The organism is Flavobacteriales bacterium, from assembly GCA_021739695.1.
Lineage (GTDB): Bacteria > Bacteroidota > Bacteroidia > UBA10329 > UBA10329 > UBA10329.
On record JAIPBM010000025.1, the window covers coordinates 1 to 22,201 of the forward strand.

Consider the following 22,201-nt stretch of genomic DNA (forward strand, 5'->3'; position numbering starts at 1 on the left):
GAAGTAAATAGCGTCATTGCGAAGGAGGAACGACTGAAGCAATCTCATCATCAGGCAACCGCCCTTCGCAAGAGATTGCTTCGTTCCTCGCAATGACGTAAGTGTCACTTCGAGTGATCTGAGGAACGAAGATCGTATCGAGAAGTCATTTCAACCGTTCTCGATACGTTCCTATCGGAACACTCGAACTGACCCACCGCTATTTCTCAATCTTCTTATAACTGGCCACAATTCCCTTTATCAGCGCAGAACTGAAACCAGCGTGTTCCATTTCGTTCAGTCCGGTGATGGTGCAGCCTTTAGGCGTAGTTACCTTATCAATTTCACTTTCAGGATGTGTTCCATTCTGAATGATGAGTTCTGATGCCCCTTTCATGGTCTGACTGACAATGGCCGTGGCGGTCTTGGCATCAAAACCTACTTCTATTCCACCTTGTATCATGGCGCGCATAAAACGCAGCACGTAGGCAATGCCACAAGCACCCAAAATGGTGGCAGCTTCCATCAGACTTTCATCGATATAAAGCGTAGAACCGATCTTATCGAACAAAGAGGTGATGTAATTCCGCTGCTCGGCAGAAGCACCGTTATCGCAGATCATGGTCATGCTTTCATTCACATCGGCAGCCGTGTTTGGCATGGCCCGAAAGGTCGGTAACGATTTTCCACTCCACTCTGCCAGTTCGCTAAGTGTGATTCCTGTGGCCAGACAGACCACAATATGTTTTTCATTCAGCGAAGCACCGATTTCCTTCAAGATCGGTTTGACATTGTAAGGCTTCACGCCAAGCACGATCACCTCCGCTTGGGTAACAGCTGCCACATTATCGGCAGTGATCACCACTCCTTTGCCTCCAAGCTCACTCAACGATCTGATATTTCTGCGCGTAGCGATCAGATTTTCGGCTTCAAAACCATCATCCAATAATCCATGTGCAATGGTCAATCCAAGGTTTCCGCAACCGATAATGGCAATTTTCTTCTCTTCCATGATCAATATTTCCTGCTGGCGAATTTACGCACAACAATGCTGAATGGAGGACTAAAGGCCAAAGGTGACGCTTATCACATTTAAAGATGCTTGAGCGATCTACATTCACGCCCTCAACCTTTGTACAATGAAACATCTACTTACCGTTTTCCTTCTTGCTGCAACGCTATCTGTATTCGGACAGACGCATTTCAACCTTTCTATTGAAGAAGTATCGCTTACAGATGCTCCGGGTCTACAATCCTTCGTAGTTGGCCAATATCAAGGCAAATGGCTGCTGATTGGCGGTAGAACGGATGGTTTGCATCAACGCCAGCCCTTCGCTTCTTTTTTGGCTTCAGGCAATAACCTGATGGCTTACGTGGTTGACCCTGTCAATCTTCAGCATTGGTCTGTTTCGCTTTCCAGTCTTCCAACAGCCATGTATGAGCAGTTGCAAAGCACGAACATGTCCTTCATTCAGCGCGATACGGTGCTATACATCGTTGGTGGTTATGGCTACAGCGCAACCGCTGGCGACCACATCACCTACGGACAACTTACCGCAGTGAACGTACCTACGTTGATGTTTCGGATCATGAACGATGGCGACATCACAGGGCAATTCCGTTCACTCAGTAACTCAAACATGGCCGTAACGGGCGGTTACATGGGTTTGATGGATGACACCTTTTATCTTGTTTGCGGACAGTATTTCGAAGGCCGCTACAACCCGATGGGACCGAACAATGGACCAGGATTCATTCAGGAATACACAGAAGCCATTCGCAAATTTAACATCACGGATAGTGGTTCTGTGCTTGGCATTACCAATTACACCGAGACCGTAGACAGCGAAAACCTTCACCGAAGAGATTACAACATGGTTTCTCAGATTTTTCCGAATGGCGATGAAGGTTTTACCGTCTTCTCGGGTGTGTTTCAACCAACGGTGGATCTTCCTTGGCACAACACGGTTGATGTGACGGCTACTGGCTACACGGTCAACAACAATTTCGATCAATTATTGAATCAATATCATTCGGCCAACTTGCCAATTTATGATGCAGTGAACAATGAAATGCACACGCTTTTCTTCGGAGGAATCAGTCGCTACCACTATGATGTGACCACTGGCAATCTGATAGACGACCAGAATGTTCCCTTCGTGAAATCAATCAGTTTGGTTACCCGTCATAGCGATGGCAGCATGGACGAAACACAATTGGAATTGCAGATGCCAGGCTTTTTGGGTTCAGGTGCTGAGTTTATCCCTGTAGAAAATGTGTCGTTCATCAATACCGAAATTCTTGAACTGAATACGTTGCAGCCAGAGCAGCCAACATTGGTCGGCTATATCTATGGCGGTATTGAAAGCACGGCTGAGAACATCTTTTTCATCAACACAGGAACTCAAAGCCAAGCAAGCGGGCGCTTATTCAAAGTGTTCATCACTGCTACAGAGACCACGGGCGTTGGCGCTACAGAGGTAACTGCCAATGATGTTTTTCAACTGGAAGCCTTTCCGAATCCTGCCACCCAAATACTCAACGTAAAAGTGTCTTCTGCTTACCGCACAGTCGGAACCGTTGAATTACTCGACACAGCGGGGAAACTGGTAAACAGCAACCAACTGAACCTTCAGAAAGACCACAGCGGAACTGTTCAATTCGACTGTTCGAAGCTGAAGAAAGGGAATTACAGCGTACGATTCAGCAATGGGGCTTTTTCAACAGCAAAGCAGGTGATCATTGCGCGATAACGCTACTTTTAGTTGGTCAAAAACGACCAGCTATTAGTTAGACAATCGTATTCATGAAGGCTGTTTTCGTGTTCCTTAAGGTTATTCCAATGGCACTTTGCTTGATTGGAATGACGGGTTGCACAAAGGACACGACCGAAACATGCTCCGAACAAACCACCACTGCGAATTTTAGCGTCAACGGTTCCGATTTTAATTCCTTGCAGGATAAGACATGGCTGCATTCTGGCGACTTGAATTCACTCTTATTCATGCAAGCTGAAGCAAATGGCGATCAGTACGTGGTCAACGTCATATTTGTAGGAGATACCATCGGAACCTACCGGCTACTGGGCATCAACGCTACCAACCGCGCTTCCTATTTTGCGCCAGGCATTAACGGAACCACTTTTCCAGATACGGTGATTCCAGGAACGCTCGTTATCACCAACTTTGATTCGGAACCAGCTTGCCTTTCAGGACATTATTCATTCGCTGTTGATACGCTCATAGTTTCGGGCGAATTCCAGAGTCTACGGCCGGATTAGACCAAACTCCTTCGCAATCCAATAGGTGGAGTGAAAACCGATATCTACTGAGAACAACCCATCGCTGCCGCCTTGGTCTTCGCCAGCACCTACATTCACAGCCAAGGCGTGGCCCATTCCTTTGAATTCGTATTGAACAATCCATTCAGTTCCTGATGTATCAGCCCAAGAACTGCGCTTCACCTTCTGATTGTCCTGAAAATTCTCCTCTACTTTTTCCGCTTCGCGATCAATCTCCTGCAAGCCTGTCCATTGCTCCACAATCTCATTGGCATTCTTTGGATTACACACAATATCATCCGTTCCCTGAAGTACAATCATCTTTGGATATTGTCCACGATAGCCACCATTGGCCAAGCGCACCCTCCTCGCCCATTCCCATGGCTTTCTGTCTACCCAACCGAACATGCTTCCAACACCTGAAATGATATTTCCAGAACCGAAAGGTCCGCCAGCGTAAGAGGCCACGCCCGAATAATCTCCCGGATATAAAGCTGCTGCCGTTACCGCCATCACAGCACCTGCAGAAACACCCGTTATGCAAACGCGGCTTTCATCTACCGAATAGTTCGATTTCATGTATTCCACCGCCTGATGGATGGAAGCCACTTCGCCTTGGTCCAATTCCGTGTCTTTCCCATAAAACCAATTGAAGCAGCGATTGGCGTTGTTTGTCCCTTTCTGTTCGGGATAAGCAACAATAAACCCTTGTTCATCTGCCAGTTTATTCCAACCGCTTAGGCGCATCATGCCATGCGCATCTTGCGCGCAACCATGCAGAACCACCACCATCGGCACATTTCCTTCGGGAAGATTTTCGGGGATGTGCACAAACAGCCGCAACTTACCCTGGTTCTTTCCGAAGTTTTCAATTTCGGGCATGTCTTGCGCGTTTGCGCAGAACGAAAAAAGAAAAAGGGATATTGCGAAAAGGAAGCGAGGCATCGGTTGTATCTTCAACGCCAAAGCTGCTGAAAAGTATTCAATGCGTTTTACTCCACTGTCATTTTCCATCCTTCCACACACACTGATAATACTGGTGTTGTCTCTTGGAGCATGCCGTGATCATTCCACTACGCCATCAACTGATGGTGTCAATGAAGAAATGGTTGATTCTAGCGAATCGCTAGAAACAGTGTCGGTCATTCCGATACGCGGAATCTACACGGAGCCATTTCCAGATTCGGTAACCATCAAGGATTATTTCTGCACCATGGATAGCCTTGTGCTGCGCTACGATTCGCTGGAAACCTACCCGATAACCGAACACATCATTGTGCAGGCCAATCCGTGGATCATTGATTCTTTGGCTGCCACCGATTATTACGTTCTGAAAGCGCGAGGCATTTTCAATAACGACCAAAGATCGTTGGCAATCTTCAGGAAAGGTGACCGCTTGTTGATTCCAGATTCTGCCTATGCCTCAGAATTGAAACAGCGACTTGATTCCGTGCTGATTGACGTGAATGTGCACGAATACCGACTGCGTATTTTCTTAGGCAAAGACACACTTTACTCCTTCCCCGTTCGTGTTGGTCAGAATAAGACAAAATTCCTTCAGATGGCTGGATACGTGATGAGTTTACAGACCAACCTTGGCTCGGGTACAATCGTACGGATTGAGCGCGACCCAGCGTATATCAATCCCGTAAACGGCCACCGTTATTACACCACCCTCCGCGATGATGGACGAAGGACCAACTTACCGCAGATTCCATTTTTGGAGACGGAGTTGGACGGCATTCGTACGGGCGATATGATCCATCCGACCACCAACCCATCAACCTTAGGAAAAGCATGGTCTAACGGCTGTATCGGTACCCGAGAAGGCGATGCTTGGCGCATCTATTACCATGCTCCGTTGGGAACGCGGGTCACGGTGCGCTACGACTTGGATGTGGTTCAACCCAATGGCGATACGCTCCATCTGCCCAATATCTACGATCTGGTAAAGAAAAAGGCCTTAAATTGAGTTTTCATTAACATCAAATATTCAATACATGAGCAATCCAAAATTTCAAGTATTCAAAGGAGAAGACGACCAATTCTATTTCAGACTGAAAGCAGCCAATGGCGAAATCATCTGTGCCAGCCAAGGATACAGTACGAAGCAAAGTTGCCTGAACGGCATTGCAGCAATCAAATCGGTGGCCGCTGCCGCACCGATCGAAGAGCTTGATTAAATAGAGATCAAACAGTCATGTTTTCTGCTCTGTTGAAATTGCTATTCCTGCTTTTGCTAGGATTTAGTTGTTTATCAGCCTCTGCCCAAATGAGGGCTTCTGACATCAAGAAGATCGAATTTTATAGTGGAACCTTCACGTTTGAAGGAAAGCTTGGTTCATATAAAGTCAAAGAGCACAAACTTAAACCGCTGAATATTGACCCAACGGTTATTGTTACCGACAGCTCTCTTTTTGTTGGTTCAGAGTCGGCAGGAGTAACAGAAGTGACCGTCAAGGTACAAGAGGGTCTGCGCTATTTCGGTGGTGGCGAACAGTTCTCGAACATTGAATTGACTGGCAAGAAAGTGCCCTTCTTAGTGGAAGAAAATGGCATTGGCCGTGGCGATCGACCCGTTACACGAACCGCCAACCTTGCTGGTGTAGGCGGCCACGAATGGAGCGCCTACTGCCCTATTCCGCTGGTTATATCAACCGAAAACGCAGCATATCTGATTGAGAATGACTGCTACTCAGAGATAGACCTGTCCGTTGATGGAGAACTCACTTTCATCCTACACGATAACGAGTTGAGACTGCGAACGTTTGAAGCTGATTCCCCGAAGGAACTGTTAGGAAAAATCACTGCAGTCACTGGCCGAATGCCTGAGCTACCTGAATGGACCTACGGCACCATTCTCGGAATCCAAGGCGGAGCAGAACGAGTGACTCAATTGGTGAAGGATGCCAAGGATTACGGCAATCCGGTTTCTGCTATCTGGATACAGGATTGGGTTGGAAAGAAGCAGACAAATGTTGGTTCTCGCTTGCGCTGGGAATGGAAACCTGACGAAAACACCTACCCCAACTTCAAGCAATTCTGTGCGGATATGAACGCGCAGGACGTGAAAGTATTGGGCTACATTAATCCGTTCCTCTTAGAAGGCACCGAAATGACCAATGAAGCCTTGGAGAAAGGCTATGTCGTTCACAGAATGGATGGAAGCCCGTACCTCACTCCATTTGGTGGTTTCAAGGGATATATCATCGACCTTAGCAATCCAGCTACCAGAGAATGGATCAAGGACATCATCAAAACCAATATGATCGGTAACGGATTGAGCGGTTGGATGGCGGATTTTGCGGAGTACCTGCCATTCGACTGTAAGCTTCATTCTGGGCAAGACCCAAAAGATTACCACAACCGATTTGCTGCTGATTGGGCCAAGGTGAATCGCGAAGCTGTGGAAGAAGCAGGAAAATTAGGAGAAGTGGTCTTCTTCTCCCGTTCGGGATTTACTGGTTCTTCAGGTATTTCCACGCTGTTTTGGGCGGGCGACCAGATGGTTGAATTCGGAGAGAATGACGGACTTGGTTCGGCCGTTACTGCCATGCTTTCATCTGGGTTTAGCGGACTGGCCATAAATCACTCAGACATAGGTGGTTATACGGCTTACAAGTTTCCTTTTGTCAAGAACTATCTGAGAGATAAGGAAGTACTCTTCCGTTGGATAGAATTCGAGGCTTTCACTCCGCTTTTCCGCACACATGAAAGTGTTTTGCCAGAGGATGTCGTTCAAACCTACACCGACAGTTCCACTCAGGAATTCTTCGCCCGTTTTGGTAAGATTCACAAGGAACTGGAACCCTATTTCAAACAGTTGATCAAAGAAGCTTCCGAAACAGGCGTCCCCGTGATTCGGCATCCTTGGTTGGTGTATCCTAATGACACTAATTGTCTTGAAACCAATTACCAATTCTTTGTTGGTGATGATCTTCTTGTAATTCCTGTTACGGATCGAGGACAAACCTCTGTTCGTGGTTACTTTCCCAATGGGAAATGGGAACACTTCTTTACCAAGCAAGTGCTGGAAGGCGGTACTTGGCACGAGGTGGACGCACCGATTGGAACGCCTGCTGTGTTCATTAGAATAGGTTCAGATTTATTTTAGAATACTTGAACCTATGTAGCGTATTTGTGCGTTACAGATTTATATCTATACCTCAACCCCTATTAGAATGAATGAGAACGGAAAGAAGGTGCATGCCTTCAGAAATGATGCCCTTGGAGAACTGGATGCCGTGGGTATTGCCCAGCGAATCAAACAGAAAGAAATAAGTGCCAAAGAAGCAGTTGTCGCTTCCATGGAAAGGGCTCAGGCCATAAATCCGAACATCAATGCCATTGTGACGGAATTGTATGACCACGCGTTGAGTGAATCGGAAAAACCACATGATGGTCCGTTTGCAGGTGTGCCCATGTTCTTTAAAGATATGCTGATGATAAAGGGCGTTCCTGCCCATCATGGTACCACGGCCAACAGGAACATGAAGGCTTCTACGACCACTGATCCTATTGTAAAACAGATATACGCGCAGGGATTCATCAATATGGGTATGAGCACCATGCCCGAATTCGGGTTTACGGCCTCCACCGAATTCCATAATGCAGAAGCCACACGTAACCCATGGAATACCGACCACTCGGCAGGTGGTTCTTCGGGCGGTTCGGCTGCCTTGGTAGCTGCAGGCGTTGTTCCTTTTGCCCATGCGGCAGATGGTGGTGGTTCCATCCGCATACCTGCCGGTGCCTGCGGATTGGTCGGACTCAAAGCAAGTCGAGGACGCTTGTTGCAAGCCAGTAAGTTTAAGCGCCAACCAGTGGAAATTGCCATTGATGGTGTGGTGAGCCGAAGCGTGAGAGACACGGCAAACTTCTATGCCGAAGCAGAGAAATTCTACAAGAACAAGCGCTTACCAGACATTGGACTGATAAGTGGGCCATCCAGCCGCAAATACAAGATCGGATTCACGGGCAATTCGGTAAAGGATATGAAAGCCGATGCTGCAACGATGCACGGACTAGAGCAGACAGCCAAACTGCTGCAAGCAATGGGGCACGAAGTGGTGCCCTTCGACCTTCCTGTAAAAGACCGTTTTGTAGAGGATTTTGCCAACCTGTGGAGTGTAGGCGGATTCTACTTTGAACGTTATGGGAAAAAGGTATTTGGCGATCATTACGAACCTGCCGAACTTTCTGGACTGACCAAAGGTCTGTCGGAACATTTTCAACAGAACAAGGCCAAGACAGTGGGCTCCATTGTACGATTGCGCAACTCTTTCCGCCAATACCGAAGGATGTTCAATCAATCGGGGTTGGACCTGATTCTCACTCCTACTACGGCACATGTTCCGCCAGCCATCGGCTATCTGAGCATGACTCTGCCCTATGAAGAACTGTTTCAGCGTATTCAGCAATGGGCAAGTTTTACTCCTTACCACAATGCCACAGGTGGCCCTTCTATTTCGGTGCCTGTTCAGCATTATCAAGAAGAAGACCTGCCTATGGGCATGATGCTTTCTGCCAACCTCGGACAAGAGGCTTTGCTACTTGATATCGCTTACCAACTGGAGGCTGCCAATCCGTGGAGGAAGATCACAGATTGACCATTGTTTGAAGCAAAGCTTGCACGAAGTCTTTTGCTTTTATGTGACATAACTCATGATTGCTGCGATTTCGGGAGTCTAACTTTGTGAGTGACTTTTTGAAGGAGAGAGAAAATGAAAACGTACTATCTGGGATTGCTACTGACCATTACCTGTTTTGTAGCCAATGCACAGCAGCCCATCAGCATTGTCCGTACCGACATGCCAAACATCAACGATACGTTCCGTTACAGTATTGTCGATAATCTGTTGGGCCTTATCGACCTCAATGACACGGGGGCTGACATGGTTTGGAACTATTCCACCTTGGGTTCTTTCACGCAACGTGTCGATACGATGGTTGACCCCGTTTTCGGAACACCGTTGGTTTACAACATCACGTTCAGTAACTTTTTCGACATGAACCACTTTGCCACCATTGCCGGGCGCAATGTGCTGGGGCAGTTCAATCAGAATTTCATTTCCATCGAGAACGTGTATGATTTCTTCCGCGAGACGAACGGATTCTACGCCAACGTAGGATTGGGACTTACCATCAATGGCTTTCCACTCACCTCGGTAATGGAACCAAGGGACCTGGTCTACGAGTTCCCTTTGGAATATGGCGATGCCGATAATTCCTTCGGGCAATACGGAGTGGATGTGCCGCAGTTCGGCTACTTCGGACAAAAGATAAGCCGACAGAACACGGTGGATGGCTGGGGCGAGTTGACCACGCGTTTTGGCACCTTCGATGCATTGAGGGTCTTCACGCTACTCAACATCACCGATACCTTCAGCATACAAGGTTTTGGATTTGAACAACCACGGCCGACACAGTTCGAAATCAAATGGTTAGCAAAGAATATTGGCGCACCTGTGCTTTCTGTAAGAGGACAGATCCTATTCAATCAGCGGGTGGTGAACACGGTAGAATACCTCGATTCGCTGAGAGATTTTACTGCCAGCACATTTCCTCCTGAGCCAGTAGACACGACCAGCAATCCAGCAGACACCACCTCATCTGGTATTTTTGATATCCTGACGCCAGAAAACATAGCGGTGCATCCTAACCCATTCACAGAATCCTTCCAGATTCGACTGAACCTACCTGAAGCGGCTATCCTGCACGTTCAGGTATTGGATATAACGGGTAAGATGGTGGCAGACCTGGGCATAAGAAGATTGTCTGCAGGCAGTCAACTTTGGAATTGTGACCTGAGTAGTTACGCTATCTCTTCAGGCCTGTATCATCTCGTCATTTCTGATAGCAACGGTGGCCGATTGGTGAAGAAAATGGTGCGGCAGTAGTTCCATATCGTAAGCTATCAGCTAGCTCAACCTTCAGTCAACGCTGCGAAACGCCTATTGTGGTTTGTACTTGGCCAAGCGGGCTTCCATATCTCGCGTCACCGCTTTCTTGTACGGTACGTCAGGCATGTTTTTCATTGCCTTCACATATTCCTTTATGTTCACCTTCTCGCTGCGCATGCGAATGCGTTTGAAAAACTTGGGTAGCATTTGTCCGGGCGCTTGCACGTGGTGCAATCCACCACTATAAACGAACACCAGTTCGCCATCGGGCATCATCTCCAGAATATCGGCCACTCCTCCCCTTACCGACATTGGCTTCCCATTCTTATCCAATCCATCAGCCCGCATCATTCTGCCTTCTGGAAGAATGATCACCACAGATTCGGGTAGAATCGCTTTCAAGAAGTTATCCCAGGTCTCATCCCGCTCGCGCGATATGGGAACCATCCTCGGTGCAATGAAGCTCAATATCCAACCAGCGAGCGGTCGATTCATCGTCACATCGGCCCCTGGAGCGATGATACGCCCAGCAATACGCCAGAGCATGCGCCATGGTGCAGCACCAAGAAACAAAGGTTCGAACAAACTGGTGTGATTGAGCAAGGCCAGCACTTTCATTCCAGCCCAAGGATCGCTTTCATGCGCATGCACCCACTCGTTCTCTACACGGTAGAAAAGTCGCGACCAAAGCTTAACACCAGCCAATACCATGAAATTGGCTACCCGTTGAATATGCATTCGCGAATATATACCACGTAGATCAATGGAATGTGACCAATATCAACGTTGTAAAAATGGCATTCAACCATCTAAAACTAAACGCAAGCATTGGTTTTTGTATACGGTTTAACGATTAAGGCTATTTTTCACTTCTGAATCATGGAATATAGGATTACTGAATGACCGAAGACCAGAAAATACTTTGGGCCAAGATCAAAGAATTTGAAATCGATGACATTGATTCTGAATTCACATTTACAGATAGGCTGTCGCGTGAGAATGCTTGGACCATGGAGTTCACCTTGCGAGCGGTTTATGAATACAAGAAGTTTCTTTTTCTTATCTGCACAGCCGACCATCCCCTCACGCCATCTGACCAAGTAGACCAAGTATGGCACCTGCACCTTATTTACACCCGATCGTACTGGCACGACCTATGCCGAGACACGATAAAACGTGACATACACCACGGCCCTACCAAAGGCGGCCAGCAGGAAAAGGATAAGTTCAAAGACTGGTATGCTGAGACCAAGCGGTTCTATGAACGGCAATTTGAAGCAATTCCACCTACCGATATCTGGCCACCAAGCAAGATCAGGTTTGGCGAAGTGATATTTACAAGGGTCAACCGCCATCGGAACTGGGTTCTCCCTAAGCTAAACATGAACAAGTACTAATGGAGATATTATCAAAGCTTACTCCTGCCGAAACGCATTTAGTTATGGCAACTACCGATGCGGAACTTAAGAATATGATGAAGTACACCTTCATGGATCTGCTACTGAAGCAGGTCATCCAAACAAAGAGGATCACAAAGCAAGCTCACCGAAACGACAGGGCACGTGTCTATACCTATGTGGTGGCAGGAAAGAATTTTCTGAGTTATAAACCTTTACGTCATGAAGAGATCTTCCTGAGCCCGTTTTACACATCTCAGAGCTTAGAGTTGTTATTCCGGCACTTGGTAACGATGGGGTTTCAGAACGCAGACGGAACCAACAACTATGTTCACAAGCGTTTGATAAAATCGCCTAATCTCAAAGGAATATTTGAAATAGGCTTTTTCATACAACTCTTCGGTACTATCAAACTCACTCCGCAGGGTAATGCATTGCAAAGGGAGATCAAACGAGCTTTAGACCGCTTAGAAACTGAACTTCCACAGGTCATTCATTCAGATAAGGCCAAAGCTTTGGAAATTCTGCTCGCTATTGGCGGCAACATTTTCCTTCTCAAGAATCTAGATTTCGCATTGCTCAATCAGATTGACAGCGAATTGATGAAAGAATTCAAAAAACAGCGTGGAGAAAATGACAGTAGCGGTTGCTACGGTTGCGGTGACTGGCATCAGTATGATCATTACGGAGACAGCTTTGATTCTGACTACGATGCGGCCGATGCTAGTTTTGGAGATAGTGGTTGTAGCAGTTGTAGTGGATGTAGCGGTTGCAGTGGATGTGGAGGCTGCGGAGACTAGAAACTCGCGCGCTGTTCTACCCTCCAATAATCGGACAGCGTTCGAAAGGTTTCTGCCGATCAAAAAGATAACGATACGTGGCGTGTGTCTTGATGATCTCGCCACCCAATTGTTCGCACACGCGCATCATCTTCGGATTGAAATCGCCACACCAGTTCATTTCGATGGTGTCGTATGGCAAACCCTTGCCCCAAGCCAGTTTACTGAAAGCTACCACGATGGCTGCCTCTACTCCTTTCCCGTGCCATTCTGGAACAACTCCGAATACCAATCCCAGCGCTTTATTGCACGACCCTGTTAGTTTGTGGTACATGAATTTGATCTTCCCAATCAGATTCATATTTCCATTCACGTGCTTAAAAAGCTGGTTCAATTCAGGAATAGAGATGAAAAATGCAATGGGTTGTTCCTTGTAAAATCCGAAATAAAGCAGACGTGGGTCGGCAATCGGCTTCAGCTTCTTGAACATCTTTTCGCATTGCTCCAAGGTCATTGGTTTTACACCAGAATGGCCGCCCCAAGCTTTACTATACACTTCTTGGAAGTAAGCAGCCGCTTTGTGCATATCTGCTTTGGTCAAATGCTTGAATGTAAGATCAGGATTCTCTAAGGCCATTTGTGCCCGTTCGTAAAAACGAGGTTCAAAATCCTTTGTTTTTCGAATATCCCGAGCATAGGTATACTGCTTGAAGTAAAGCTGAAAGCCATAGTACTCGAACAGTTTCTGGTAGTAAGGCGCATTGTAAAACATGCCGTAGTTCTGTTGCGCAAAACCATCTATAAGCACACCCCAGAACTTGTCGCGTTCGCCAAAATTGACAGGACCGTCCATAGCTTCCATACCACGCAACTGCAACCAGCCTTTAGCTGCGTCAAAAAGGGTGTTTGCCGCTACTTGATCATTGATGCAATCGAAAAAACCACAGCCACCAGTGGGTTGAGTTTCCTTGTCTACAGTCTTACCGTTAATGAAAGCTGCAATGCGTCCAATGGTCTTTCCGTCTCGCTTTAATAGCCAGCGAATGACATCACTTTTAGGTTCAGTAAAAACGCGATTCACCTTTGGGTCGAATACGTCTTTGATCTCTTGATCAATATTCCGAATGTAAAGTGGGTCGTTGGCATAAAGAACGGATGGAAAAACTATCCATTCATTCTCTTGCTCTGCTGTGGATACTTGCACCAATTGCATGGCACAAGATTATAGACATTTTTTCGCTCTTGCCTACGATTTGGTCAAGTCCGAGCGGAATGACTATCGATATTCCAAGTACTTGTCTTTGACCGTTCCAAGCTTGAGCGACACCAGATCACGCACATAGTTCTGATAGACTTTCCATGGATGTTTCGACCCTTGCTTCGGCAATACATCGCCTGCTCTTAAAATGTAACCAGCATCAAAATCCAGCAGTGGTTCGGTGTCGAACGCATTGCTATCAAACCGAGGCGTGCAAACGTTCTTGTCTTGCTGCTCCATGTAATTCAACACTCGAGTTACAAACTGACAACTCAATTCGCACTTCAATGTCCATGAAGCATTGGTGTAGCCAACGGCTATGGCAAAATTGGGCACGTCACTGAACATCACTCCTCGGTAGCAATGCAACTTCGAAGTATTCACCGCTTTTCCATTTATGGACGCGGTCATTCCTCCTAACATTTGCACTTGCAGTCCGGTAGCAGTTACGATCAGGTCGGCCTCCAATTCCTTTCCCGACTTGAGTAAAATCCCTTTGGGCGTAAATCGCTCAATGGAATCGGTAACCACTTCTGCCTTTCCTTTTCGAATTGCCCTGAACAGATCGGAATCTGGGACAACACATAGACGTTGATCCCAGGGTTTGTAGTTCGGACTGAAATGCGAAATGTCGTAATCCGCACCAAGCTGCTGCCTTACACCTTTTAGAATGAGGCGCTTCACGCCATCAGGCCATTTTCGTGAAGCTGAATACATGGCAATAGACAGAAGAACGTTTTTCCAACGAGCAATACCGTAAGCCATTTTCGATGGCAGTACTTTCCGTGCCAAATTGGCCAACTTATCTTCGCTTGGCAGCGAAACAACGTAGGTTGGCGAGCGCTGCAACATGGTGACTTTTGCTGCCTTCTTTGCCATTTCGGGCACCAGTGTCACCGCTGTGGCTCCACTTCCAATGATAACCACCTTCTTATTATCGTAATCTGTTTCGATGTCCCATTTTTGAGGATGCGTTATGATTCCTTCAAACGTTTCGCGGCCCGGAAACTCGGGTGTATAACCATTCTCGTAACTGTAATACCCGCTGCACATAAAGAGAAACTTGCACTTCAGAAGCGTGTTTGGAACGTTGGGATGTGCTGCTATGCTCAGCGTCCAGCACTTATCCGCATCGCTCCACGATGCATCTGTGACCTTATGATCGAATTGTATCTTCTTATCAATCCCGAATTTGGAAGCCGTGTCTTTGATGTATTGCAAAATGGAAGGACCATCTGCAATGGCTTTGGGGTTTACCCATGGATTGAAGGCAAAACCCAGCGTGTACATATCAGAATCTGAACGGATACCGGGATACTTGAAAAGGTCCCACGTTCCTCCCATGGATGAACGACCTTCCAAAACAGTGTAGGTTCTTGATGGACAATCGTGCTGAATATGATACGCAGCCCCAATTCCTGAAAGACCAGCTCCTACAACAACAACATCCAACATTGGGATTTCTCCACCTTGTCTGTTCACTTCCATTTTATCCGTTTTGCTGGTATTTATTGTGCGGTTTTGATTGAATGAACATCAACGACAACCGTGATTCGAAGCTATCAATTAGAATCGGGATTTGGCCCAACGACCAGATTGTCCTTTTATATCATGGCAATAGACCTGGCAAGACCCCAAGCGCGTATCCTGTAGCCAATTCGGCCTTCTGATTTTTTGCCAGAAGTGCAATGTATTTAAGCTGTGTTTCGATGTAGCCCACTTCGCGAGCATTTACCATGAAAAGCGAACTTTCGCCAGAACTGAACTTCTGTCGTTCGCCTTCTAAAAGGCCAGCGTAATCCGAAACCGTGCGTTGATAAAGCATCGCTTGATCGCGTGTTGTATACCAATCGTTGATAGACGAATTGATCTTGTAATTGATGTTTGCCTCCTGATCAGCTATCTGCAGGTCCGCTTCCTGGATCTTTACATTGGCCAAGCGCAAAGCTCCACGCTCTTTCCGTAAGGGAATTGGCATATTGAATTGCAATCCCCATGTATAATTGTTGGGCGAAAGATTGGCGAATGGATTGCTGCCAACTACTTGGTTGATCGCATTGTATTTGAGATCGAGCTGTGGTTTCAATTGCTCGATCTTCATGCGCCTGTCAATCTTAAGCTGTGCAATTTTGAAACGATATTGCTGCAGGTAAGGATGATCGGCAATTAAACTGTCGAGCTTACCCAACGGAGCGTCATCAGCAGACCTTGGAACAACCAATTCCATCCTTTCCGGAACTGTTCCTTCCGATACCTCCAACGGAATCTGACCCCGTTGCCAAAGATATATTCCGAGCAAAGCAGTAGCATTCTTGAAATCGAGCTGTGCCTGCTGTAGACCCAACTGCCGATTCTGAAGCTGAATACCGGCTTCCAAAGTATCAATGGTCGGTTTATCTCCAGCAGCCGCCTGCTGTTTTACCGCACCGAATCGGAATTCTGCCAATTGAATTGCCTGTTCGTATACCTTCAAAACCTGATAGGTCTCAAACCAATACCAATACGCTTTTCCTGCTTCGTACAACAACTCATTCAGCATTAGACGCTGCTCCACAACCGTGCTTTTTTGAAATATCTGAGCTTTCCTTAATTCTGCTCTGCGCTCGTCAATGAAAAGCCCACGACCAACCGGCAGCAAAAGACCTGCATAAATCAAACCTCCGCCAGAAGTACTATTCTCTGGATTGAGAAATTTACCTGCGTTCTGTTCATAGCCCGCATTCACCTCTATTCCGAACCAGGTCGGCACTTTCAGACCAGCATCCACAAGACTATAGTACTGATCTCCTTTAAAGTACTTCTGACCTATGTCGGTACCGATCTTCGGATCAAAACCGCCACGTGCCATTTGTACCGCAGCATCTCCACGCACAAGCTGCAGATCGGCCTGGACAGCCATTGGATGATGCTGACGCACGATGGCATTGAAATCATTGAATGTGAGCGTTTGGCCTTGTACAAAAACCGATGACAAACAGAAGAACAGCGCCCCGAAATAGAAACTACGATACGATCTCATCCTCATTTTCCTTTAGCCGTTTCTGGCTTCGAAATCGGTTTGTAATAATCGGGCGGAAATCCATTTACCTGTCGCCATAGCTCGTACCAGATCGGTACATCTTTCAACAGCATCATATTCAGCGTTCCTGCGCCAACACGCAATGCTTCGGGCCAAGGATGATCGGTTGGATCGGGCGCCACAAGCACACGATACATACCGTTATCGCTAATAAAATTGTCGATGGCAAACACATTTCCGCCATAGGTTCCGTAGCTGGTATTTGGCCAACCAGAAAAGACAATGGCCGGCCATCCATCGAACTGAATACGGACAGGTGCTCCTTTTTCCAAAAGCGGAAGATCGATAGGTTTTACGTACATGGCAACGGCCAGATCGTATTGTGCCGGCATTACACTCACAATGGGTGTTCCTTCTTTCACGGTTTCGCCAATTCCAGATTGAATGGCTTTGGTGATATAACCATCCTGAGGAGCAGTGATGTAATACATTCCTGTACGAACCGAATAGTTCATGTATTGATTCTGGAGTTTGGTGACCACTGCCTCCGCATCGTACATGCTGCTCATGGCTGTGAATTTTTCCGATTCTGCCTTGGCGATATCATCTCTGTATTGCGCCTGTATGGAAATCAATTCCACTTCGGCATTGATCAGTTCGTTTTTGCTGGTAAGTAGTTTATTCTCGCCCGAGATCATTTCGGCCTGTGCCTTTTGCATCGAGTTCTTCTTATTCTCAAGTTCTGTAAGCGATTTCAAACCATTATCATACAGTCCTTTGAAACGCTCGAATTGCGTTTTGGCAATATCGAAATTGACCTTATATGCTTGATAATCCATGCTATCGGCCACAACCTTCAGTTCTGCCTGTTTGTACTTATTCTTGGCCTGTTCCAATTTAAGTGCAGCTGTTTGAACTAAGGCATCAACCTGATTGTCCAAGGCGCGCACTTTATCCATGTACGCATCAACAGACATTTCCTTTGCCTTTAGCTGATCTTGCGTCCGGTTCAATAACTGAGGATCGAAATACTCGTCTTTAACCTCTGAAATAAAAAGAATGGTGTCTCCTTCTGCCACAAAATCGCCTTCTTGAACAAACCATTTTTCAATTCTTCCGCCTATTACGGAGTGAATGGACTGAGGCCGCTGATTAGGCTTTAGCGTGGTCACGTTTCCGCCTGCCCTAATATTCTGTGTCCATGGAACGAACATGAATAATAGGGCAATGGCGAAAAAGGTTCCAACAGTGTTTCGCAATACGTTATCCGAAACCCTGCTTTCGGCTTTATGCAAAGCCGAAAAGCGCTTTCGGTCGATGTATTTATTGATAGATACGTTTGAAATATTGAGCATAACTATCCTCTTATTTATTGTTAAGGATCAATTCCCCGTTCTCCATGAATGCCAATCTATCGACCTTGGTTTTGAAATAGGGATTAGCTGAAATTGCCACAATGCTCCAATCATTATTCTTATCAACCAGAAAGTCGACAATGGCGTTATTCTCAGATTCATCCAAGTGCTCCAAGGCATCTTCTAACAGCAGAAGTTTGGGTTTGTCGGCAATACTTCTTGCTAGAAGCAATTTCTGCATGATACTTTTCGGGAGCTTTCGTCCCTGCGGTTCTATCAGTGTATCAAATCCTTGAGGCAATTCGCTGATGAATTTGTCGAGTTTCAGATTTTCAACTGCCCATTGTACGTTTTCGAAAGTGGCATTCTTGCGCCCCATCGAGATGTTTTCCATAACGGTTCCATCAAACAACTGTTCGTGCGTCAGGCAATCTCCAATTGATGTGCGCAACGAATCCAAATTCAAACTTCCTTTGGCCAAACCATTGTATATCACCGATCCGCTGGACACATCATAAAGTCCGGCCACTATTTGAAGCAGCGTACTTTTTCCTGATCCATTTACGCCTGAGACGATGATTGATTCGCCACTTTTCAAGTGCAGCGAAACGTTTTTCAATATCTGCTTATCTCCATCAGGATAGGTAAAATCGACATTGTTCAACTTGACCTCCATTCCGCAATCCTTCGTTTTGCAAACAGTATCAATGCCTTCCGTCCTTTCAATTTCGAGATCAGTAACCTGCCCAATTTTTTCTAAGGCAGTAAGCACATCATAAATGCTTTCCATGCTCATCACCAACTTTTCTACCGAGGCCATTACCAACAGAATGATGATCTCTGCAGCCACAAACTGACCGATGTTCATCAATTGCTGCATCACAAGAATTCCGCCCATGGCCAATAGTCCTGCAGCAACCACTGCTTTAAAAATGACCATAAGTGAATACTGCTGAACGAGCACTTTGAAATGGCTTTCGCGGGCTTGCAGATAGTTCTCAACTTCCGAATTCATTCTAGTCAGCGGCAATTCCGTTTTGCCTGCCAATTTGAACGTGGTTCCGGTGCGTGCCAATTCCTCTAGCCAGTGCGCTACCTTGTATTTGTATTTCGATTCTTTGAGACTTGTTTCTAAGCCGCGAGCACCAGTAAAACGGAATATGGCATAGACCAGAATGATCAAAATCAAACTGAAAAGGATGAAGAATGGATGATAAAAAGATAAAAGAATGAGTCCGAATACGACCTGCAACACAGCGGTTGAAAAATCGATCAGGATCTTTGGAAGCCCTTTTTGAACCGTCAACGTATCGAAAAATCGATTCATCAATTCAGGCGCATAATGCTTATAGATGGCCTCCATTTTCACTTTAGGAATCCGAAAAGCGAATTCGAAGGCAGAACGGGCAAAGATCTTCTGTTGTAGATTTTCAGTTATTCGAAGTTGTGCTATCTGCAATATTCCTGTTGCTGCCACACCAGCTACAACCACCGACACAAGAACCACCCATGCAGTGCTTACCTCTCCACCCTGTATGAGGTTGATAATTGCTTGAATTCCAAGTGGCAACGAAAGATTGATCAATCCATTAAAAATGGCATAAACGTATAGGTTTTTGATCTCCTTTCGATCAGGAGAGAGCAGTCTCCAAAAACGTTGAATCGGGCTAAGACTGGTTGTCATCGTTATGCTTCAATTGCTTTGAAAACCAATTTCAGGAAGAACTCCGATATCGAATCTTCACCGTCAATCACATCCGTCAATCGTGGCAGGTGTTCGGCAAAATAGCGCTGCAAATGCGCACCTTCGATAACGCTTGACACAAGCATATGCGGATATTGGTAATCTGGGTTGATTTCGATAATGATCTGACATACGCGTGCAACCAATTGCTTGTAATCGAGAAAAAAACCATCCTTGTTCTCATCGTCTACATGCTTATTAAGATAGGCCTTTGAAGATTCGGAAATGATGATCCTATTGAGTTTGACCTCATTTATGTGAGAAAAATCGCTGTCCTGCTCCACCTGCTTCACCAACAGAGACACAGACCTTTGAAGCCGTTCCTTAGGCGAATCGATATTGGCGGTTACCAACATCAGTCTATAATCCATCCATCTCCAATACCAACAGGAAAGATAAATGAGCAAGCGGTGTTTGCTCTCGAAATACCTATAGATGGAAGCTTCTGTAGTGCCGATCTGCTGCGCCAATTTTCGAAAAGTGAAAGCTTCGAATCCGATCTCATCGATCATATCAATCCCTCCTGAAATTATACTCTTACCCAGATCGCTCGATTCTGGGTCTTACAGATAAATGCGGTCATTGACTTTTATACCTATATGTGTAACCATTTCACTTTCGTTTTATTTGGATGCAAAAATAATAGTATTACTTTTGATAAACATAATAGTATTACTTTTGTTTATGCGATTATAACTAATTCACTGTTCGAGATAATTAATCACGTCATGAAACTCATTTTTAAGTTCCTGTTCCTCTTTACCGTATGCGCATCTTTAAGCCATTCCAGTTCGGCAAAAAGAAATTCAGACGTGCTTTACGATGCCATAATTGTGCCTGGCTATCCGTTTTACCCTAGCGGAAAAATGAATCCGATTTACAAAGCCAGACTGTATTGGGCTTATCATTTATACAAGACCGGAAGGACTAAGCACATCATTGTTTCCGGAAATGCTGTAAGTTCTCCTTACGTGGAAGCAAAGGTTTATGCGCTTTATCTCGTAGAATTAGGCATAGACCCGGAACATATCATCATTGAAGACAGAGCTGAACACAGCCTTGAGAATGTATTTTATTCGATGGAAATAGCTAAAGCACATGGATTTGAAAAAGTGGCTGTTGTTTCTGATAAGGCTCATTCCATCATGATCAAATACTTGAACCGCAAATTCGATCACGAAATAACGGCCGACTTTATTCCTGCTCGATGGCGATTCGTTATCCTAAACTATTGGAACAAATTTGATCTCGACATAGATCACTCGAAAGCATTTGTAGATGATTTCGTGCACATCTCAGAAAGAAAGACAGAAGAGGAACGCAAACGGGGCACCAGCGGTCACCTTTGGAAGCCCTCAAGCGAAGTTTGCTGGAGTTACGCTTCCGACCTCGTATCAAGCTCTCAATAGTCTTCGTACCAACTGAAGCGTTCTGATACAATTCGATCTTTTTGATCAATCAGATAACTGGAAAAAGCCTCGGCAACTGGAGACAGTTTTTTGGCACTCAACCAAATAAGATTCCATTGAGTTATGAGTGGAAGTCCAGGATGATCAACAATTACCAGATCTCCGTTCTTAAGCTCATTCTTGATTCCAATAAGTGGCATTATCGTGTAACCAAGACCAGCAATTACTGCCTGCTTTACCGCTTCATTAGAAGTTAATTCAACTTTCTTTACAATTGGAATTGCGTTTTCCTTAATGAATTCCTCCATAGAATATCTTGTTGAGGAGCCCAACTCTCGGAACAGAAGTGGAAATTCTGAGAAGATGCTATTCACATCCGTGCCTCTTGCATGAACCTTTGGACTTCCAACAAGAAATAACTTGTTCTGCAGCAATTCAATCCTGTTCAAATTCATTTGTTCAGGAATCATGGATACTAGGGCGAAATCGACCTCGTTGTTTTCGAGACTTTTTATCACCTGCGATTTATTGGTCACATCCATTAACAGATCAACACCTTTATGCGAGTGCATGAAGTCTGAAAGAAAATAAGGCATCACATATTTTCCGGTAGACGCGATAGAGATTTTCAATCTGCCACCGAGTTGGTTCTTGTACTGAATGGTCTTGTAGTTGATCGCCTCTACTTGATTCAAAATATTTTCAGCTGCAACTGCTATTTCCTTCCCAAAATCGGTGACATACAATTTCCTACCAACCACCTCAGTCAAAGGAATGGTGAATTGATCTTGCAACTTTTTGAGTTGAATGGAAACGGCCGGCTGAGTAAGAAAAAGGTCTTCAGAAGCTCTAGTGATGCTTTCGTGCTCTACCACTTTCAAGAACACTTTCAATTGATGCAAAGTGTAATTCATAACTAAATCTAATGTTTTTCATTGCAATATTAAATAATAATTAATGCATTACTCAGCTCAACTTTGCGTGGAAATGAAAAAAGCAATGGAGCTATGACGAACTCAACTGTTAAAACTTACTCACAAGACATGGATGCTACAAAAACTGTTGCTACATCAACTAGA

Annotated in this window: 19 protein-coding genes and 1 pseudogene; 10 read left to right on the top strand and 10 right to left on the bottom strand. The window is 45.6% G+C overall.

All coding sequences use genetic code 11. The annotated features are described in order from the left end of the window. Positions 1-199 precede the first annotated feature (199 nt). Positions 200-991 carry a pyrroline-5-carboxylate reductase gene (gene proC / locus K9J17_14130; protein MCF8277868.1) on the bottom strand — a complete coding sequence of 264 codons (792 nt, stop codon included), beginning with the start codon at positions 989-991 and terminating at the stop codon, positions 200-202. Between the two features lie 127 nt (positions 992-1,118). Between proC and K9J17_14135 the strand changes: the two genes are divergently transcribed. Next, positions 1,119-2,732, top strand: a complete 1,614-nt coding sequence (locus K9J17_14135) for a T9SS type A sorting domain-containing protein (GenBank protein ID MCF8277869.1) — start codon at positions 1,119-1,121, stop codon at positions 2,730-2,732. 53 nt (positions 2,733-2,785) lie between these two features. Continuing rightward, complete coding sequence (locus tag K9J17_14140; GenBank protein ID MCF8277870.1) at positions 2,786-3,259, top strand: hypothetical protein; 474 nt, start codon at positions 2,786-2,788, stop codon at positions 3,257-3,259. Here K9J17_14140 and K9J17_14145 read toward each other — a convergent pair. Then, positions 3,245-4,273: a PHB depolymerase family esterase gene (locus tag K9J17_14145; protein ID MCF8277871.1), complete on the bottom strand. Its 1,029-nt coding sequence runs from the start codon at positions 4,271-4,273 to the stop codon at positions 3,245-3,247. The genes K9J17_14140 and K9J17_14145 overlap by 15 nt on opposite strands. On the opposite strand from K9J17_14145, the gene K9J17_14150 reads away from it, so the two are divergent. The 5 genes from K9J17_14150 to K9J17_14170 all read left to right on the top strand — a co-directional run bounded on the left by K9J17_14150 (position 4,245) and on the right by K9J17_14170 (position 10,158). Next, entirely contained in the window at positions 4,245-5,231 is a 987-nt protein-coding gene (locus tag K9J17_14150; GenBank protein MCF8277872.1) for a L,D-transpeptidase, read from the top strand. The genes K9J17_14145 and K9J17_14150 overlap by 29 nt on opposite strands. Before the next feature lie 28 nt (positions 5,232-5,259). Next, the gene (locus tag K9J17_14155; GenBank protein ID MCF8277873.1) at positions 5,260-5,442 is read left to right on the top strand and encodes a YegP family protein; all 183 of its coding nucleotides are present in this window, start codon (positions 5,260-5,262) and stop codon (positions 5,440-5,442) included. Between the two features lie 89 nt (positions 5,443-5,531). Beyond that, entirely contained in the window at positions 5,532-7,373 is a 1,842-nt protein-coding gene (locus K9J17_14160) for an alpha-glucosidase (GenBank protein ID MCF8277874.1), read from the top strand. Positions 7,374-7,440: 67 nt separating this feature from the next. After that, on the top strand, positions 7,441-8,868 hold the full coding sequence (locus K9J17_14165) for an amidase (GenBank protein MCF8277875.1): 1,428 nt from the start codon (positions 7,441-7,443) through the stop codon (positions 8,866-8,868). A gap of 114 nt (positions 8,869-8,982) precedes the next feature. After that, entirely contained in the window at positions 8,983-10,158 is a 1,176-nt protein-coding gene (locus K9J17_14170) for a T9SS type A sorting domain-containing protein (GenBank protein ID MCF8277876.1), read from the top strand. A gap of 54 nt (positions 10,159-10,212) precedes the next feature. Here the strand turns inward: K9J17_14170 and K9J17_14175 are convergent, their stop codons facing one another. Then, entirely contained in the window at positions 10,213-10,899 is a 687-nt protein-coding gene (locus K9J17_14175) for a 1-acyl-sn-glycerol-3-phosphate acyltransferase (protein MCF8277877.1), read from the bottom strand. 161 nt (positions 10,900-11,060) lie between these two features. On the opposite strand from K9J17_14175, the gene K9J17_14180 reads away from it, so the two are divergent. Next, positions 11,061-11,558, top strand: coding sequence for a hypothetical protein (locus K9J17_14180; protein ID MCF8277878.1), 498 nt, complete (start codon positions 11,061-11,063; stop codon positions 11,556-11,558). Next, positions 11,558-12,358, top strand: a complete 801-nt coding sequence (locus K9J17_14185) for a hypothetical protein (GenBank protein MCF8277879.1) — start codon at positions 11,558-11,560, stop codon at positions 12,356-12,358. Before K9J17_14180 ends, K9J17_14185 begins: the two co-directional genes overlap by 1 nt. A gap of 16 nt (positions 12,359-12,374) precedes the next feature. Here the strand turns inward: K9J17_14185 and K9J17_14190 are convergent, their stop codons facing one another. The 6 genes and pseudogenes from K9J17_14190 to K9J17_14215 all read right to left on the bottom strand — a co-directional run bounded on the left by K9J17_14190 (position 12,375) and on the right by K9J17_14215 (position 20,324). Then, complete coding sequence (locus K9J17_14190; GenBank protein ID MCF8277880.1) at positions 12,375-13,550, bottom strand: hypothetical protein; 1,176 nt, start codon at positions 13,548-13,550, stop codon at positions 12,375-12,377. Between the two features lie 63 nt (positions 13,551-13,613). Continuing rightward, positions 13,614-15,050 carry an NAD(P)/FAD-dependent oxidoreductase gene (locus K9J17_14195; protein MCF8277881.1) on the bottom strand — a complete coding sequence of 479 codons (1,437 nt, stop codon included), beginning with the start codon at positions 15,048-15,050 and terminating at the stop codon, positions 13,614-13,616. 154 nt (positions 15,051-15,204) lie between these two features. Continuing rightward, positions 15,205-16,614 carry a TolC family protein gene (locus K9J17_14200; GenBank protein MCF8277882.1) on the bottom strand — a complete coding sequence of 470 codons (1,410 nt, stop codon included), beginning with the start codon at positions 16,612-16,614 and terminating at the stop codon, positions 15,205-15,207. Between the two features lie 2 nt (positions 16,615-16,616). After that, on the bottom strand, positions 16,617-17,969 hold the full coding sequence (locus K9J17_14205; protein MCF8277883.1) for an HlyD family secretion protein: 1,353 nt from the start codon (positions 17,967-17,969) through the stop codon (positions 16,617-16,619). A 10-nt stretch (positions 17,970-17,979) separates the two neighbouring features. Then, positions 17,980-19,653 carry an ABC transporter ATP-binding protein/permease gene (locus K9J17_14210; GenBank protein ID MCF8277884.1) on the bottom strand — a complete coding sequence of 558 codons (1,674 nt, stop codon included), beginning with the start codon at positions 19,651-19,653 and terminating at the stop codon, positions 17,980-17,982. Between the two features lie 2 nt (positions 19,654-19,655). Next, positions 19,656-20,324: pseudogene (locus tag K9J17_14215) on the bottom strand (TetR/AcrR family transcriptional regulator). Positions 20,325-20,441: 117 nt separating this feature from the next. Here K9J17_14215 and K9J17_14220 point away from each other — a divergent pair. Beyond that, entirely contained in the window at positions 20,442-21,122 is a 681-nt protein-coding gene (locus tag K9J17_14220; protein ID MCF8277885.1) for a YdcF family protein, read from the top strand. On the opposite strand, the gene K9J17_14225 is transcribed toward K9J17_14220, so the two are convergent. After that, the gene (locus tag K9J17_14225; GenBank protein MCF8277886.1) at positions 21,116-22,036 is read right to left on the bottom strand and encodes a LysR family transcriptional regulator; all 921 of its coding nucleotides are present in this window, start codon (positions 22,034-22,036) and stop codon (positions 21,116-21,118) included. The two genes, K9J17_14220 and K9J17_14225, sit on opposite strands and share 7 nt — an antisense overlap. Positions 22,037-22,201: the final 165 nt, after the last annotated feature.

What these genes read in the sequence shown, in the direction of transcription:
- K9J17_14170 (MCF8277876.1), top strand. Translation starts at nt 8,983, where the DNA reads ATGAAAACGTACTATCTGGGATTGCTACTGACCATTACCTGTTTTGTA.
- K9J17_14160 (MCF8277874.1), top strand. Translation starts at nt 5,532, where the DNA reads ATGAGGGCTTCTGACATCAAGAAGATCGAATTTTATAGTGGAACCTTC.
- K9J17_14205 (MCF8277883.1), bottom strand. Translation starts at nt 17,969, where the DNA reads ATGCTCAATATTTCAAACGTATCTATCAATAAATACATCGACCGAAAG.
- K9J17_14180 (MCF8277878.1), top strand. Translation starts at nt 11,061, where the DNA reads ATGACCGAAGACCAGAAAATACTTTGGGCCAAGATCAAAGAATTTGAA.
- K9J17_14220 (MCF8277885.1), top strand. Translation starts at nt 20,442, where the DNA reads ATGAAACTCATTTTTAAGTTCCTGTTCCTCTTTACCGTATGCGCATCT.
- K9J17_14165 (MCF8277875.1), top strand. Translation starts at nt 7,441, where the DNA reads ATGAATGAGAACGGAAAGAAGGTGCATGCCTTCAGAAATGATGCCCTT.
- K9J17_14195 (MCF8277881.1), bottom strand. Translation starts at nt 15,050, where the DNA reads ATGTTGGATGTTGTTGTTGTAGGAGCTGGTCTTTCAGGAATTGGGGCT.
- K9J17_14185 (MCF8277879.1), top strand. Translation starts at nt 11,558, where the DNA reads ATGGAGATATTATCAAAGCTTACTCCTGCCGAAACGCATTTAGTTATG.
- K9J17_14210 (MCF8277884.1), bottom strand. Translation starts at nt 19,653, where the DNA reads ATGACAACCAGTCTTAGCCCGATTCAACGTTTTTGGAGACTGCTCTCT.
- K9J17_14225 (MCF8277886.1), bottom strand. Translation starts at nt 22,036, where the DNA reads ATGAATTACACTTTGCATCAATTGAAAGTGTTCTTGAAAGTGGTAGAG.
- K9J17_14145 (MCF8277871.1), bottom strand. Translation starts at nt 4,273, where the DNA reads ATGGAAAATGACAGTGGAGTAAAACGCATTGAATACTTTTCAGCAGCT.
- K9J17_14200 (MCF8277882.1), bottom strand. Translation starts at nt 16,614, where the DNA reads ATGAGATCGTATCGTAGTTTCTATTTCGGGGCGCTGTTCTTCTGTTTG.
- K9J17_14190 (MCF8277880.1), bottom strand. Translation starts at nt 13,550, where the DNA reads ATGCAATTGGTGCAAGTATCCACAGCAGAGCAAGAGAATGAATGGATA.
- K9J17_14135 (MCF8277869.1), top strand. Translation starts at nt 1,119, where the DNA reads ATGAAACATCTACTTACCGTTTTCCTTCTTGCTGCAACGCTATCTGTA.
- K9J17_14140 (MCF8277870.1), top strand. Translation starts at nt 2,786, where the DNA reads ATGAAGGCTGTTTTCGTGTTCCTTAAGGTTATTCCAATGGCACTTTGC.
- K9J17_14150 (MCF8277872.1), top strand. Translation starts at nt 4,245, where the DNA reads ATGCGTTTTACTCCACTGTCATTTTCCATCCTTCCACACACACTGATA.
- K9J17_14155 (MCF8277873.1), top strand. Translation starts at nt 5,260, where the DNA reads ATGAGCAATCCAAAATTTCAAGTATTCAAAGGAGAAGACGACCAATTC.
- proC (MCF8277868.1), bottom strand. Translation starts at nt 991, where the DNA reads ATGGAAGAGAAGAAAATTGCCATTATCGGTTGCGGAAACCTTGGATTG.
- K9J17_14175 (MCF8277877.1), bottom strand. Translation starts at nt 10,899, where the DNA reads ATGCATATTCAACGGGTAGCCAATTTCATGGTATTGGCTGGTGTTAAG.